The 15,684-nt window shown below is 69.5% G+C and carries 12 protein-coding genes, 1 tRNA gene and 1 pseudogene; 6 read left to right on the plus strand and 8 right to left on the minus strand.

The features are described from left to right. Positions 1–408: 408 nt before the first annotated feature. From ACFY9I_RS01015 to ACFY9I_RS01030, 4 genes are all read right to left on the minus strand, one after another. The gene (locus ACFY9I_RS01015) at positions 409–711 is read right to left on the minus strand and encodes an RNaseH domain-containing protein (protein ID WP_390994814.1); all 303 of its coding nucleotides are present in this window, start codon (positions 709–711) and stop codon (positions 409–411) included. A gap of 318 nt (positions 712–1,029) precedes the next feature. Then, a complete protein-coding gene (locus ACFY9I_RS01020; protein ID WP_390994816.1) occupies positions 1,030–1,596 on the minus strand; it encodes a GNAT family N-acetyltransferase in 567 nt (188 codons plus the stop codon). 7 nt (positions 1,597–1,603) lie between these two features. Next, the gene (locus tag ACFY9I_RS01025) at positions 1,604–1,930 is read right to left on the minus strand and encodes a hypothetical protein (protein ID WP_390994818.1); all 327 of its coding nucleotides are present in this window, start codon (positions 1,928–1,930) and stop codon (positions 1,604–1,606) included. Between the two features lie 295 nt (positions 1,931–2,225). After that, positions 2,226–3,065: a helix-turn-helix transcriptional regulator gene (locus ACFY9I_RS01030; RefSeq protein WP_390994821.1), complete on the minus strand. Its 840-nt coding sequence runs from the start codon at positions 3,063–3,065 to the stop codon at positions 2,226–2,228. A gap of 688 nt (positions 3,066–3,753) precedes the next feature. Here ACFY9I_RS01030 and ACFY9I_RS01035 point away from each other — a divergent pair. Both ACFY9I_RS01035 and ACFY9I_RS01040 read left to right on the plus strand, forming a co-directional pair. Continuing rightward, complete coding sequence (locus ACFY9I_RS01035) at positions 3,754–3,963, plus strand: hypothetical protein (protein ID WP_390994823.1); 210 nt, start codon at positions 3,754–3,756, stop codon at positions 3,961–3,963. Between the two features lie 165 nt (positions 3,964–4,128). Next, a pseudogene (locus ACFY9I_RS01040) lies at positions 4,129–4,212 on the plus strand (hypothetical protein); the annotation flags it as partial. 250 nt (positions 4,213–4,462) lie between these two features. Here the strand turns inward: ACFY9I_RS01040 and ACFY9I_RS01045 are convergent. The 4 genes from ACFY9I_RS01045 to sucC all read right to left on the minus strand — a co-directional run bounded on the left by ACFY9I_RS01045 (position 4,463) and on the right by sucC (position 8,751). Next, positions 4,463–4,547: transfer RNA gene (locus ACFY9I_RS01045), tRNA-Leu, on the minus strand. Positions 4,548–4,721: 174 nt separating this feature from the next. After that, complete coding sequence (locus tag ACFY9I_RS01050) at positions 4,722–6,272, minus strand: aldehyde dehydrogenase family protein (protein WP_390994826.1); 1,551 nt, start codon at positions 6,270–6,272, stop codon at positions 4,722–4,724. Positions 6,273–6,724: 452 nt separating this feature from the next. After that, positions 6,725–7,609 (minus strand): succinate--CoA ligase subunit alpha, encoded by an 885-nt coding sequence (gene sucD, locus ACFY9I_RS01055; protein ID WP_390994828.1) that lies wholly within the window; start codon positions 7,607–7,609, stop codon positions 6,725–6,727. An 11-nt stretch (positions 7,610–7,620) separates the two neighbouring features. Further along, positions 7,621–8,751 carry an ADP-forming succinate--CoA ligase subunit beta gene (sucC, locus tag ACFY9I_RS01060; protein ID WP_390994830.1) on the minus strand — a complete coding sequence of 377 codons (1,131 nt, stop codon included), beginning with the start codon at positions 8,749–8,751 and terminating at the stop codon, positions 7,621–7,623. Between the two features lie 154 nt (positions 8,752–8,905). Between sucC and ACFY9I_RS01065 the strand changes: the two genes are divergently transcribed. From ACFY9I_RS01065 to ACFY9I_RS01080, 4 genes are all read left to right on the plus strand, one after another. After that, a complete protein-coding gene (locus ACFY9I_RS01065; RefSeq protein ID WP_390994832.1) occupies positions 8,906–10,591 on the plus strand; it encodes a thiamine pyrophosphate-binding protein in 1,686 nt (561 codons plus the stop codon). A gap of 9 nt (positions 10,592–10,600) precedes the next feature. After that, positions 10,601–11,878: a formyl-CoA transferase gene (gene frc, locus ACFY9I_RS01070; RefSeq protein ID WP_390994835.1), complete on the plus strand. Its 1,278-nt coding sequence runs from the start codon at positions 10,601–10,603 to the stop codon at positions 11,876–11,878. Positions 11,879–11,881: 3 nt separating this feature from the next. Beyond that, positions 11,882–14,014: an acetate--CoA ligase family protein gene (locus tag ACFY9I_RS01075; protein ID WP_390994837.1), complete on the plus strand. Its 2,133-nt coding sequence runs from the start codon at positions 11,882–11,884 to the stop codon at positions 14,012–14,014. Between the two features lie 162 nt (positions 14,015–14,176). After that, positions 14,177–15,565, plus strand: coding sequence for an MFS transporter (locus ACFY9I_RS01080; RefSeq protein WP_390994839.1), 1,389 nt, complete (start codon positions 14,177–14,179; stop codon positions 15,563–15,565). Positions 15,566–15,684: the final 119 nt, after the last annotated feature.

Consider the following 15,684-nt stretch of genomic DNA (forward strand, 5'->3'; position numbering starts at 1 on the left):
ACGATCCGGGAGGCCTGCGGCAGGTCCAGGACATACCTGTGACACGGTCGAGGACAGACCTGGAGACCGGTCGATGGGGTGTGGCGCTGTCGCGAACAGGGCTGTGGCGCTGTCGCGGGTGTGCCTTCGGCGTCAGGCGGTCGTCACGGGGTCCGGTACCGGCCGCGCAGCGGGCACCGGACGGACGAGGACACGAGGATCACCTCGTACAGGGAACGGGGAACGACAACAGCGGTACGGTCACACACGGCCGGGCTCCCCTCTCTCGTCTTCTGGTGGGGCGAGTCTAGGGAGGGCGGTGGAGCGGGCGCACCGCATTTTCGTACGCCGCGTCCTCCTGCGCCGACGTCTTCCTCCAACGAGAAACCCACCGACCGGAGACCGGTCGGTGGGGTCAATGTGGGACGTTCACGAGATCCTTAAGACGCGGTCCGAGTCTCCCCGCAGGCCGGGCCGCCACAGCCCCATCGCGATGCCCCCACGCTGCTTGCCCTCCAACTCGGAGGAGAATTCCTCCGCCTCGACCCAACACTGCGCCGTCTCGTCCCGGCTGCCGTCGGCGATCCGGATGACACGCAGCTGCTTGCCGTACAGACCGATCCGCTGAACGGGACCCCCGTCGAGGCCGAGCCTGTCCCGTTGGAATGTGCTCGTACGCTGACGCAACGTACGGACCGCACCTCTGGAACGCGCCCCCGGCGCACCCGTCACCGTGGCCCCATGAGCGCAACCACACCCCAACTCACCGCCACCGTAAACACGTTCACCCAGCTCCTGTCGTCCACCCGCCGCGGAGCCCGGCTCGCCCGCCTCCTCGCCGCCGAGCAACTCCGCGCGTGGCCGGTGTCACCCGGCGTCACTGAGCGCGCAGAGCAGATCGTGGCCGAACTCATGGCGGGCTGTGAACGCGCCCCACATCGTCGCTCTGGTCCGTGCCGGGGCCCGCTTCGAACGCGGCCACCTCGTCGAACGCCCCGAGACCCTCTCGGCGTGAGCAGCCTCAGCCGATCCGCAGAAGCCGGGAGGATCTCAGGCACTCCTGCGCCGTATGTGCAGGTGGCCATCGCAGGGGAAGGAGGGCGGCGCCGCGGGCAGGATGCTGTCGAAGTCGTAGCGGCTCTTCTGCGCAACCCGGCACGATGCCAGGTTGTCCACCTGGTGCAGGAGTTCGAGACGCTCCAGCCCGTCGGCTTCGAAGGTGTCGAAGGCCCAGCTGGTGAGTGCCTCCAGAGCGCGGGAGGCCACTCCCCGCCCGCGAGCGTGCGCCGCGGTCCAGTAGCCCACCTCGGCCGCCGGTTTGCCGGAGGTGACTTCCTTGAGGACCACGTTGCCCACCAACTGTTCGCGAACTGAACCGGTTTGTGCCTCAAGGACGGCGAAGCCGAACCGGTCCCCCGCTGCCCATCCCCGCTGCTGCGCCTGCACCCACCGTGCCCCGTCAACATCGTTGTCCACGACAGTGCTCGCCCACTGGCGCAGTGCGGGATCCCGGCTCACCTCGACCAATGCGGCAACGTCCTCCATGCGCCAGGGGCGAAGAACAAGAGCGGGAGAGGCCAGCGACGCGGCCACCTGAAGTACGACGGGGGCACTCATCAACCGATCATATGCGGCGGCGTTTTCTCCCGGCGCCAGCCGCGTCCGGCCCATGCCGCCTTGCGGCCACCCCGTCATTGCGGTCGTTCACGCTCTCCAGCCGAGTCGCCAGCTGGCGGCGAAGCTCGACGTCGTCGGGGCGGCCGAGGAGACGCGCGTACTGCGCCGTGAACGCCGCGACGATCGGATCGGCCAGGGGCGAGGACGGGTCGATGCCGGCGGTCAGGGCCGGGCTCGCCTGGTCACGGACGGCTGCGGCAATGTCGCGCCGCGGGCCCATCATGTCGCTTCGGTGCAACTCGTCCTGCCAGAACGCCCAGGGCTTTCTGTGCACCTGCTCCTGCCGCGCCAAGTACCACGGCCGTGGCAAATGGCGAGGCGGGTGGGGGACCCTCGGCGAGTTCGCGGGGTCCTGCGCTGGCCGCACGCCGTCCAGCGGTCGGGGTCCCGGTCGCCCTGGAGGGCGACGACTACATCGAGTTGCTGCCGCCCGAGTGGCGGGTGGTCAACGGACAGCGAGCCTGGACCGATTGCCACCGAGGGATCCACCAGTCGCAGTGCCCAGCCGCGCCTGCTGATGGCGGACACGCCTCGCCTCTGCGGGGCCCGGCCCACAGGAGTGGTGGCGGTCAGTGGGCGGTGGGCCGGATCGCGTGGAAGGCCCGGCTGAGACGCTCCGCCTCCCCGAGCATCTCCTTCTGTTCCGCAGTGGGCAGTTCCACCCGGCAGTAGCTTTTCACCTCGGCCCGCAGATCCTCGGGCATGTCAACAGCATCGCTGAGATGGAACAGTTCGGTCCGCGCTTCGTCGAGGTCCGGGGCCGCCGGCCACTCCATCGCCGCGAAGAGGGCGATGCCGTGCAGGAGCTTGCCCAACTCGAACCAGCGGTACTCGGCGCGTGAGGTCCGCTCCTCCACCAGGCCAACCACACCCTCCACTACGCGCCCACATGCGATCATGATGTCCCGGCCGGGAGGGTCGATCTGCTCCAGCAGGACCCTGACCTCCCGCAACGGTGCAGTTTCGGCCTCGTTCAGGCCGACCTGGCGAAGCGCGCCAAGGAATTCTTTGAACCGACCGGACGCCGTCAACTGGAGCGTGACAGCACCGCCGACGGCGGCCCCGGCCTGGAAGAGGGCCAGCAGACGGTCCTCGGCAGGCGCGGCGGGCCGCCCGGCGGCCGCGTTCCTAAGGAGGCGCTCCGCTCCGGCGGTACTCCCGGGTTCCCCGGCCGCGACCCGCCGCAGTTCAAGTAAGGCGTTCACGTCCATACCTAATGTTCTGCCCAGTGCCTCGACTGTGCTTTCCCTCGGTACAGCCCCGTTGGAGAAGTTGTAGAGGGTGGTTCGGCGCAACCCCGCCAGACCGGTCAACTGGGCTGCTGTCAGTCCCCTGTTGATCCGTTTCTCGTGGACCCGCCTGCGGAGCTCGACGAGCGCTTCCTCGGGTCCAAGGTTCTCCGTGCTCATTCGCTCCCCAGCGGCGAGTGTCCAGGTGTACAGCTTTGTCCATCTGAACCTCGTTCGACACCAGTTCCAGGAAGGTCGGTCACGTCAACGCCCCGACCTCTGCTTGGAGATCGTCGTGAACCGAATCGTCGTCGTCCTGTTCACCAGCGCCCTGGTCATCGTGCTCGCCTTCTTGGTCGGAGCTATTGCGGGCGTGCTGGCCCGCCTCGACGGCGCCACCTACCCCGCCGCCGTAGCCCGCGCCGGCGCAGCCTTCGCCGCAGTCGGGACAGTGGGCAAGCGGGCACGCCCTTTCCCCGGCACCCGTTCCGTACCGTCGCCGCGGCGGAGCTGCGGTCCGACGGCGGTCCGTCATTGCGTCCGGGGCGGCATAGCGCCGAGCAGCCGCTCGACGTCGTCCCGCCACCCACACAATCCCCCTGCGTGGGAGCCAGCTCGGAGCCGTGACAGTGGCAGGCCCGGCTGAGCCCGGCCCAGGTCGCCGACCAGCGGCGGGCCGTGTCGGGGTCGGCGTAGGACTCCAGACACTGAAGCTTCCCCTTGGTGCTGAACACCTGGAACCGGGGCGTGAGGTTCCAGAGGAAGTAGTGCCAGGTGGGAAGCAGGAGCAACCGCAGCAGGCGGTACACGGAGGAGTGCAAGCGAGACGCGGTCGCCCTCGTCCGTTCCTCTGGCAGGACCGTCACAGGTGGCTCAGGAGCTCGGGGTCAGCGCCGAAGAGCTGCGGAACCAGGTCCGGCAGGACCAGGCAGACCGCGGTCAGGGGGCGCCGGGCGAGCTGACGACGGCTGAGCGGGAGGAACTGCGCCGACTGCGTCGGCAGAACCGTGAGCAGGCCGAGACGATCGAGGTGCTGCGAAAAGCGGCGGTCTTCTTCACGAAGGAGAGCGATCGATGACCCCGGTCACGCGTTCATGGAGGCGGAGAAGACCACCACCCACACCGTTGCTCTGCTGTGCCGGCTGCTGGAAGCTGCCCGCTCCTCGTTCTACGCCCGGCGGGCCGGCGAACAGGCCGCCGGGCGAGGCAGGCCGCCGACGACGCCCTGGCCCGCGAGATCACCGTGCTGCACATCGCCTCCCGGCACACCCACGGTGTCCCCCGGATCCACGCCGACCTGCGTCGGCTCGGCCACCGGGTCAACCGCAAGCGGGTGGAGCGGGTCATGCGCGAACGCGGTATCACCGAGGTCACCCGGCGCAGGCGCCGGAGGAGCCTGACCCGTCCGGCGAAGCGGGCCGTGCAGACGGTCGACCTGCTCGGCCGCGACTTCACCGCACCCGAACCCGGCACGCGGCTGGCTGGCGACATCACAAACGACGAATTACCGGCGAGTCACATGACTCGACCGGTAATTCGTGAACGCTTCGGGACGATCTCGTGCACGTCCTGGTGTGTGTCCGAGGGGGGACTTGAACCCCCACGCCCGATAAAGGGCACTAGCACCTCAAGCTAGCGCGTCTGCCATTCCGCCACCCGGACTAGGTGTCTGTCACCTGGACGGGGGTGCTCCCCGCGGCGACATGGACAACAATACCAAGGTTTCGGAGTGCCCTTCACCTGCATATCCGGGCCCGGAAGGGGGCCGTGCGGGCCTCGAGGAGGAGACACGCACGGCCTCACCAGGGGTGAGCGGGCGGTCACGATCCGGCCATGTCAGGCAACCGAAGGCATGACGTGGTACTCGGGAAAGTTCCCCGGCAGCCGCTCTCCCGCCGGGCCGCGTGTGACGGCCTTGACGAGCAGTTCGCCGCCGACGAAGGCGCCCCGCCAGGACGCGCCGAAGCCGCCGAAGAGCTCCTCGCGGTCGCCGCGTGAGCGGGGCCGGCCGTGGCCGACCTTGAACGCCCGGATCTGGGGTGCCAGCCGTTCGTAGGTCGCTCTGTCGTCCGTGGACAGGGTGGCGACGAGCGCGCCGTTGGAGGCGTTCATGGCGGCGAGCAGTTCGGCCTCGGTGTCGACCAGGACGATCGTGTCGACCGGGCCGAAGGGTTCCGCGTGGTGGAGGGGTGAGGAGGGGGGCGGGTTGAGGAGGGTGACGGGCTGGACGTACGCGGCGGTGTCCTGGCCGGGCAGGAAGCGCGCGGCGGAGAGCCTGCCCCGGTGCAGCGGGACGGCGCCCCGGTCGACGGCCTCGGCGACCTGGTCGGTCAGTTCCTTGGCCTTGGCGGCGTTGATGACGGGCCCGAAGTCCAGCTCGGGGTACGGGTCGTCGGGGTGCGCCACGGCAAGCGGGTGGCCGACGCGGAGGGTGCGGACCGCCGGAAGGTAGGCGGCGAGGAACTCGTCGAACAGCTCCCGTTGGACGACGAAGCGCGGATAGGCCGTGCAGCGCTGTTTGCCGTAGTCGAAGAGCTTGGGCACGACAGCGGTGAGGGTCTCCCAGTCGGTGTGGTTCCAGATGCCCCAGGTGTTCAGGCCCTCCTGTTCCAGGACGTGGCGTTTGCCGAGGTCGGCCACGGCTGTGGCGACCGCGGCGCCGGTGTCGCGACCGCCGACGAAGGAGACGCAGCCGATCTCGGGGGCGCGGACGAGCGCCTCGGACAGCTCGCGTCCGCTGCCGCTGACGAGGGTGACGGGGATCCCTTCGCGGGCGGCGAGCGCGCTGGCCAGGGTGAGGCAGGCTACGCCGCCGTCGGTGGGGGTCTTGGCGATGACCGCGTTACCGGCGAGAGCCTGGACCAGCATCGCGTGGACGAGCACGCTCATCGGGTAGTTCCAACTGGCGATGTTGGAGACCGGGCCGTCAAGGGGGACGCGCCCCTCGACCATGGGTTCGATGCCGTCCACGTACCAGCGGACGCCGTCGATGGCCCGGTCCACGTCGGCCTGGGCCAGCCGCCATGGCTTGCCGATCTCCCAGACGAGGAGCAGGGCGAGCAGGTCGCGGTGCTGGGTGAGGGCGTCGAGGGTGGCGGCGACGCGGGCTCGGCGTTCATCGAGGGGGATGTGGCGCCAGGCGCGGTGCTGGTCGAGGGAGGCCCTGACCGCCTGGTGCGCGGTGGTGCCGTCGAGGCGGGGCGGGCCCGCGACGGGGCCGCCGTCGACGGGGCTGGTGGCCGGGAGGGCCCGGCCGTCGGCCTGCCAGGAGCCGTTCCAGAGGTTGAGGACCCGGTCGTCACGGAAGGCCTCGGGAGCGACGGCGAGACAGCGCCGCCAGGCGTCGGTCCAGGCGGTGCCGGATTTGAGGGTGAGGATGGGTGCCATGGTTGCTCCGCTCTCGGTGCACAGTCGGGGCGGGTGGTGCATGGTCGTGGGACGCACGGCGGGCACCCCGGGCGGGACGCACGGCGGACGCCCGCCGCGGGGCGCACAGCGGATGCACCGCCGCGGGACGCACAGCGGACGCCCGGCGTGGGGCGCACAGCGGATGCGGCGCCGTGGGCAGACGCCGTCTCCCCGCGAAAGGGCGCGCCAGGGCGACCTCGCCAGGGACGCCACTGAGGAAGCCGCTGCTTCGGCAGGGCCGCACGGTGGGCGCTCCCGATGGGGCGCACGCGGATGCTCGCCGTGGGACGCACGGCCGATGCCCACTGCGGATGCCCTCCGGGGACGCACGGCCGATGCCCACTGCGGGGCACGTCAGGGACGACCCCGCCGGGGGCGCCGCCGAGGCGCCGCGGCTTCGGTGAGCGATCTCGCGGCCACCGTGAGTGACGTCAAGCGTCGGCTTCCAGGGCGGCCAGGACCAGTCGGGCCGTCTCGGTGGGGGTGTTCCCTACCCGGACCCCGACCGCTTCCAGTGCCTCCTTCTTGGCCTGCGCGGTGCCGGACGAGCCGGAGACGATCGCCCCGGCGTGCCCCATCGTCTTCCCCTCGGGCGCGGTGAACCCGGCGATGTAGCCGACGACGGGCTTGGTGACGTGGTCGCGGACGTATGCGGCGGCCCGTTCCTCGGCGTCGCCGCCGATCTCGCCGATGAGGACGATCAGTTCGGTGTCCGGGTCGTCCTGGAACGCGGCGAGGCAGTCGATGTGGGTGGTGCCGACGACGGGGTCGCCGCCTATGCCGACGCAGGTGGAGAAGCCGATGTCGCGGAGTTCGTACATGAGTTGGTAGGTGAGGGTGCCGGACTTGGAGACCAGGCCGATGCGTCCCGGCTTGGTGATGTCGGCGGGGATGATGCCCGCGTTGGACTGGCCGGGGGTGATCAGACCGGGGCAGTTGGGGCCGACGATCCGGGTGCCCTTGGACTGGGCGTACGCCGTGAAGGCGACGGAGTCGTGGACGGGGATGCCCTCGGTGATGACGACGGCGAGGCCGATGCCGGCGTCGGCGGCCTCGACCACGGCCGCCTTGGCGAAGGCGGGCGGGACGAAGAGGACGCTGACGTCGGCGCCGGTGGCCTCGATGCCCTCGGCGACGGAACCGAAGACGGGCACGGCACGGTCGTCGAAGTCGACGGTGCGGCCGGCCTTGCGGGGGTTGACGCCGCCGACGACGTCGGTGCCGGACTCGAGCATGCGGCGGGTGTGCTTCATGCCCTCGCCGCCGGTCATGCCCTGGACGAGGACCTTGCTCTCCTTGGTGAGGTAGATGGCCATGTCCGGGCTCCTCAGTTCGCGTGGGCGAGGTCGGCGGCGCGGCGCGCGGCGCCGTCCATGGTGGTGGCCTGATGGACCAGGGGGTGGTCGCGGTCGTCGAGGATCGCCCGGCCGCGTGCGGCGTTGTTGCCGTCGAGGCGGACGACCAGCGGTTTGGTCAACTGGACGCTGTCCAGGGCCTGGACGATGCCGTTCGCGACCGCGTCACAGGCGGTGATCCCGCCGAAGACGTTGACGAGGACAGACTTCACGTCGGGGTCGGAGAGGATGACGGAAAGGCCGTCGGCCATGATCTGGGCGGAGGCGCCGCCACCGATGTCAAGGAAGTTGGCGGGGCGGGCTCCGCAGCCCGCGACCACGTCGAGGGTGGACATGACGAGTCCGGCGCCGTTGCCGATGACGCCGACCTCGCCCCTTAGTTTCACGTAGTTGAGGCCCTTGGCGGCCGCAGCCGCCTCCAGCGGGTCGTCGTGCGCGAAGCCCTCGTCGCCCCAACGCGACTGCCGGAAGCTCGCGTTGTCGTCGAGGGTGACCTTGCCGTCGAGGGCGAGGATCTGCCCCTTTTCGGTGCGGACGAGTGGGTTCACCTCCACGAGGAGGGCGTCCTCGCGGGTCAGCACCTCCCAGAGCCGCATGAGGACGTCGACGGTCTGCGGGGGCAGGCCGGCCGCGTCGGCGATCTCGGACGCCTTCGCCGAGGTGACGCCCTCGGCGGGGTCGATCGGGATCCGGGCCACGGCCTCGGGCCTGGTGGCCGCCACCTCCTCGATCTCCATGCCGCCCTCGGCCGAGGCGATCGCGAGGAAGCGGCCGGCGGCGCGGTCGAGGACGTAGGAGACGTAGAACTCGCTCTCGATCGCGACCGGTTCGGCGATCATGACCGTGCCGACGGTGTGGCCCTTGATGTCCATGCCGAGGATCTGGCGTGCCGTCAGCTCGGTGGCGGCGGGGTCGGCGGCGAGCTTGACCCCGCCCGCCTTGCCGCGTCCGCCGGTCTTCACCTGGGCCTTGACGACGACGCGTCCGCCCAGCCTTCGGGCCATCTCACGGGCCTGCTTGGGCGAGTTCGTGACCTCGGCCCGGGGCACCGGGATGCCGTGTTCCTCGAAGAGTTCCCTTGCCTGGTGCTCGAAAAGGTCCATTCCGGCTCCTGACTCAAAAGTGCCGCACGCCCCCTGGACACCACCCACCGGATGCGGGATAACAAGCTTCATACAGTATTCGTCGACTGTATGCAATCAACCGCGAGAGCGCTCCAACCCCTACGAAGACCCTACGAAGGGACAGGACTTCGCCATGTCCGACGGCAACAGCCAGGACCTCATTTCCGGTGGCCACCTCGTCGCGAAGGCACTCAAAGCGGAGGGTGTGGAGGTCATCTACACCTTGTGCGGCGGCCACATCATCGACATCTACGACGGCTGCGTCGACGAGGGGATCGAGGTCGTCGACGTACGCCACGAGCAGGTCGCCGCCCACGCCGCCGACGGTTACGCCCGGATCACCGGAAAACCCGGCTGCGCGGTCGTCACCGCCGGCCCCGGTACGACCGACGCCGTGACCGGTGTCGCCAACGCCTTCCGCGCGGAGTCCCCGATGCTGCTGATCGGCGGCCAGGGGGCGCACACCCAGCACAAGATGGGGTCTCTCCAGGACCTCCCCCACGTCGACATGATGACGCCGATCACCAAGTTCGCGGCGACCGTCCCGGACACCGCCCGCGCCGCCGACATGGTGTCGATGGCGTTCCGCGAGTGCTACCACGGCGCCCCCGGTCCCTCCTTCCTGGAGATCCCCCGCGACGTCCTCGACGCCAAGGTGCCCGTCGAGAAGGCACGAGTGCCGAAGGCCGGTGCGTACCGGGCCTCGACCCGCTCGGCCGGGGACCCCGAGGCCGTCGAGAAGCTCGCCGACCTGCTGGTGCACGCCGAGAAGCCCGCGATCCTGCTGGGCAGCCAGGTGTGGACCACACGCGGCACCGAGTCCGCGATCGAACTGGTGCGCACGCTGAACATCCCGGCGTACATGAACGGCGCGGGCCGCGGCACCCTGCCGCCCGGCGATCCGCACCACTTCCAGCTCTCCCGCCGGTACGCGTTCTCCAACGCCGACGTCATCGTCATCGTCGGTACGCCCTTCGACTTCCGCATGGGCTACGGCAAGCGGCTGTCGCAGGACGCGACCGTCGTGCAGATCGACCTCGACTACCGGACCGTCGGCAAGAACCGCGACATCGACCTGGGGATCGTCGGCGACGCCGGACTCATCCTGAAGTCGGTGACCGAGGCCGCCTCCGGGCGCCTCAACGGGGGCGCGTCGAAGCGCAAGGAGTGGCTCGACGAGCTGCGCGCCGCCGAGCAGACCGCCATCGAGAAGCGGCTGCCCAGCCTGAGGTCCGACGCCTCGCCCATCCACCCCTACCGGCTGGTCAGCGAGATCAACGACTTCCTCACCGAGGACTCGATCTACATCGGTGACGGCGGCGACATCGTCACCTTCTCCGGTCAGGTGGTGCAGCCCAAGTCACCCGGGCACTGGATGGACCCGGGCCCGCTCGGCACCCTCGGTGTCGGCGTCCCCTTCGTGCTCGCCGCCAAGAAGGCACGGCCCGACAAGGAGGTGGTGGCCCTCTTCGGTGACGGCGCCTTCTCCCTCACCGGCTGGGACTTCGAGACCCTCGTCCGTTACGACCTCCCCTTCGTCGGCATCATCGGCAACAACTCCTCCATGAACCAGATCCGCTACGGCCAGAAGGCCAAGTACGGCGAGGAGCGCGAGCGCGTCGGCAACACCCTCGGCGACGTCCACTACGACAAGTTCGCCCAGATGCTGGGCGGTTACGGCGAGGAGGTCCGCGACCCCGCCGACATCGGCCCCGCGCTCCGGCGCGCCCGCGAGTCGGGCAAGCCGTCGCTCATCAACGTCTGGGTCGACCCGGACGCGTACGCCCCCGGAACCATGAACCAGACGATGTACAAGTGAGGTGACCCGGTGACCACCGAGACCGCCACGACCGACAGCAGCACCCAGGCCTCGCCGCCCGGAAAGGCGCTCGCAGGCATCCGCGTCCTCGACATGACGCACGTCCAGTCCGGCCCGTCCGCCACCCAACTGCTCGCCTGGCTCGGCGCGGACGTGGTGAAGCTGGAGGCGCCGACCGGGGACATCACACGCAAGCAGTTGCGTGACCTCCCGGACGTCGACTCCCTCTACTTCACGATGCTCAACTGCAACAAGCGGAGCATCACCCTGAACACCAAGACCGAGCGCGGCAAGGAGATCCTCACCGAGCTGATCCGGCGCTCCGACGTCATGGTCGAGAACTTCGGGCCGGGCGCGGTCGACCGTATGGGCTTCACCTGGGACCGCATCCAGGAGATCAATCCGCGTATCGTCTATGCCTCCATCAAGGGGTTCGGGGACGGTCCGTACACCAACTTCAAGGCGTACGAGGTCGTCGCGCAGGCCATGGGCGGGTCCATGGCCACCACGGGCTTCGAGGACGGGCCGCCGCTGGCGACGGGGGCCCAGATCGGGGACTCGGGCACGGGCATACACGCCGTGGCGGGGATTCTCGCGGCGCTGTACCAGCGGGAGAACACCGGGCGCGGCCAGCGGGTCAACGTGGCCATGCAGCACGCCGTCCTCAACCTCTGTCGGGTGAAGCTGAGGGACCAGCAGCGGCTGGCACATGGCCCGCTCCGTGAATATCCCAACGAGGACTTCGGCGACGAGGTTCCCAGGTCCGGGAACGCGTCCGGCGGCGGCCAGCCCGGCTGGGCCGTGAAGTGTGCGCCGGGCGGCCCGAACGACTACGTCTACGTCATCGTGCAGCCCGTCGGCTGGCAGCCGCTCAGCGAACTCGTCGGCCGACCGGAACTCGCGGACGACCCCGAGTGGGCGACGCCGGAGGCCCGCCTCCCCAAGCTCAACAAGATGTTCCAGCTCATCGAGGAGTGGTCGTCCGCACTCCCCAAGTGGGAGGTGCTGGAGCGGCTCAACGCGCACAACATCCCGTGCGGGCCGATCCTCTCCACCAAGGAGATCATCGAGGACGAGTCGCTGGTCTCCAACGAGATGGTCGTCACCGTGCCGCACCCCGAGCGCGGCGAGTTCGTGACTGTCGGCAGCCCGCTGAAGCTGTCGGACTCCCCCGTGGACGTGACCAGTTCCCCGCTGCTCGGCGAGCACAACGAAGAGGTCTACGTCGGCGAGCTCGGTCTCGGCGACGAGGAGCTGCGCCTGCTCAAGTCGAACGGAGTGATCTGATTGATGGCCGAAGACCGGGTGCTGAGGGTGCGTGGGCTCCTTGACGCCGTACGGGCCGAGGGCCGGAGCGCGCTGACCGCTCCCGAGGGCAAGGTGGTCGCCGACGCGTACGGGATCGCCGTTCCCGGCGAGGAGTTGGCGCGGGACGTCGACGAGGCGGTGTCGTACGCGGCGCGCTTCGGCGGGCCGGTGGTGATGAAGATCGTCTCGCCGGACATCCTCCACAAGACCGACGCCGGCGGTGTGATCGTCGGAGTGGAGGGCGCCGGTGACGTACGGGCCGCGTTCCACACGATCGTCGACAACGCGCGCGTGTACGCACCCGACGCCCGTATCGAGGGCGTCCAGGTGCAGGAGCTGCTCCCCAAGGGGCAGGAGGTCATCGTCGGCGCTGTGACGGACCCGACGTTCGGGAAGGTCGTCGCGTTCGGGCTCGGCGGGGTGCTGGTCGAGGTTCTCAAGGACGTGACCTTCCGGCTCGCGCCGGTCGACGCGGACGAGGCGCTCTCCATGCTGGATTCGATCCGCGCGGCCGAGATCCTGCACGGGGTGCGCGGGGCGGCCGCCGTGGACCGGTGGGCGATCGCCGAGCAGATCCGCCGGGTCTCCGAACTCGTCGCGGACTTCCCAGAGATCGCCGAGGTGGACCTCAACCCGGTGATCGCCACCCCGGAGGGCGCGGTCGCGGCGGACATCCGGGTGATTCTCGCCGACTCGGTGCCCAAGCCCCGGCGCACGTACACGCGCGAGGAGATCCTCACGTCGATGCGGCGGCTGATGCAGCCCTCGTCGGTCGCCGTGATCGGGGCCTCCAACGAGCAGGGCAAGATCGGCAACTCGGTGATGCGCAACCTCATCGACGGCGGGTTCTCCGGGGAGATCCATCCGGTGAACCCCAAGGCCGATGACATTCTGGGCCGCAAGGCGTACAAGAGTGTCACGGACGTCCCTGGTGAGATGGATGTGGCGGTCTTCGCGATCCCCGCCAAGTTCGTGGCCGCGGCGCTGGAGGAGGTGGGTCGCAAGGGCATCCCCAACGCCGTGCTGATTCCGTCGGGTTTCGCGGAGACCGGTGAGCACGGACTCCAGGAGGAGATCGTGGCGATCGCCGAGCGGCACGGCGTCCGGCTGCTCGGGCCGAACATCTACGGCTACTACTCGACGTGGCAGGACCTGTGTGCCACGTTCTGCACGCCCTACGACGTCAAGGGCGGGGTCGCGCTGACCTCGCAGTCGGGCGGCATCGGGATGGCCATCCTGGGCTTCGCGCGGACGACGAAGACGGGTGTGTCGGCGATCGTGGGCCTCGGCAACAAGTCGGACCTGGACGAGGACGACCTGCTGACGTGGTTCGGCGAGGACCCGCACACGGAGTGCATCGCGATGCACCTGGAGGACCTCAAGGACGGACGGGCGTTCGTGGAGGCCGCCCGCGCGACCGTCCCCAAGAAGCCGGTGGTGGTCCTCAAGGCGGGCCGTACGGCGGCCGGGGCGAAGGCGGCTGGCTCACACACGGGAGCGCTGGCGGGGGACGACGCCGTGTACGAGGACATCCTCAAGCAGGCCGGTGTCATCAGGGCCCCCGGTCTGAACGAGATGCTGGAGTACGCGCGCGCGTTGCCGGTGCTTCCGGCTCCCCAGGGCGACAACGTCGTGATCATCACGGGGGCCGGTGGCAGTGGGGTACTGCTGTCGGACGCGGTGACCGACAACGGGCTGACCCTGATGGAGATCCCGCCGGACCTGGACACTTCCTTCCGGAAGTTCATCCCGCCCTTCGGGGCCGCCGGCAACCCGGTCGACATCACCGGCGGCGAGCCTCCGTCGACGTACGAGGCGACGATCCGGCTGGGGCTTGAGGACCCGCGCATCCACGCGCTCGTCCTCGGCTACTGGCACACGATCGTCACCCCGCCCATGGTGTTCGCCGAGCTCACCGCGCGCGTGGTGGCCGAGTTCCGCGAGCGGGGCATCGAAAAGCCGGTCGTGGCGTCGCTCGCGGGTGACGTCGAGGTGGAGGAGGCCTGCCAGTACCTCTTCGAGCATGGGGTCGTGGCCTACCCGTACACGACGGAGAAGCCGGTTGCGGTGCTGGGCGCCAAGTATCGCTGGGCGCGGGCGGCGGGCCTGTTGTGACGCGGGAGCACGCCGTGAAGCGGCTGTTGGGGGGCGATCGATGAGCTGAGCGACGGCTCGAACCACGGGGCCTGCGGCGACCGCTCACCGCGGGCCCCGGCGCAGAGAAGCACGGACAGGGGGCGCTGGCCAGACTTCTTCCACGCGGAGGGTTCGATCGACATGGCAACAACTGACATCTCCACATCCGTCCCCTACAGGGAGGTGACGGACGCCAACGGCCGGATGTACCGGATCGGTGAGTCCGACCTGGACATCATGGGGCGCAAACGCAAGTGGATGGTCATCCTGCCGTGGGTGGGCATGATGGGCATCAGCTCGGCGGAGTACGCGTTCGCGTCCGCCGAGGAGACCCTGCACACCGCGCACTCCTGGAGCAACCAGCACATCTTCTGGATGCTGGGCGTGTGGGTGTTCTTCCAGGCCGCCGTGGCCTTCCCGGCGGGGAAGCTCCGCGAGAGCGGCAGACTGCCCGCTCGCTGGGCGATGATGCTGGGCGCCGTCGGCACCCTGCTCGGGTATGTGTCCCTCGCGTTCGCACCGCACGTCGTCGTCGCGTACATCGGGTTCGGCATGTTCAGTGGTATGGGCGCCGGCATGGTGTACGCGACCTGCGTGAACATGGTCGGCAAGTGGTATCCGGAGCGCAAGGGCGGCAAGACAGGCTTTGTCAACGGTGGCTTCGCCTACGGTTCGGTGCCCTTCGTGTTCATCTTCACCGGGTACATGGACCTGACGAACTTCCGCTGGGTGCTGGTCTGCGTCGGTGTGTTCCTCGCGGCGGTGGTCGCCGCGGCGGGGTACTTCTTCCAGGACCCGCCGAAGAACTGGTGGCCGGCCGAGGTAGACCCGCTGCGCAAGCCGGACGACCCGCGCGCGCGGCGCGCGCTGGAGAAGAACCCGCCGGCCGTGAAGCAGTACACGCCGAGCGAGGCCTGGCGGACGGGCCGGGTCGCGCTGATGTGGTTCTGTCTGCTGTGCACCTCGGGTGTGAACATCTTCGGCATCGCCTTCCAGGTGCCGTTCGGCAACGAGGCGGGTTTCGCGGGCGGGATCGTGGCCACCGCCATGTCCCTGAAGGCGATCGTCAACGGCACGGGGCGCGGTGTCATCGGCTGGCTCTCCGACCGCTACGGCCGCAAGCAGTGCCTGATCTTCGTCTGCATCGTGCTGGGCCTGTCCCAGTACGGCATCCTGTGGTCCGGCAACATCGGCAACCTGCCGCTCTTCCTGGTGTTCTCCAGCATCTCCGGTTTCGGCGGCGGGGCGATCTTCCCGATGTTCGCGGCGATGACCGCGGACTACTTCGGCGAGAACAACAACGCCTCCAACTACGGTCTGGTCTACAGCTCCAAGCTGGTGTCCGGTCTGCTCGGGTCCGGCATGGGCGCCGTGGTGGTGGGCGCCTGGGACTACGCGGGCGCCTTCGTGCTCGCTGGCTCCATCTCGTTGTTCGCCGGCTTCGTGGCCCTGTTCCTGCATCCGCCGGGGCGGCCCCGCAGCAGGCACATCACTCCCAACCCCCGTCCGCTCGGTGACGAAGTGGCCTGACGCCTTCGCGTACGGCAGCAGGCGGGCGCCCCCGGGGGCCCCCCCCCCGGGGGGCCGCCCGCGGCCGCGGGGGGGCGCCCTGGGGGACCACCTGTAGGTGGGTCGTGGGGGGGGGTTGG

Source organism: Streptomyces sp. NPDC012510 (assembly GCF_042955065.1).
Lineage (GTDB): Bacteria > Actinomycetota > Actinomycetes > Streptomycetales > Streptomycetaceae > Streptomyces.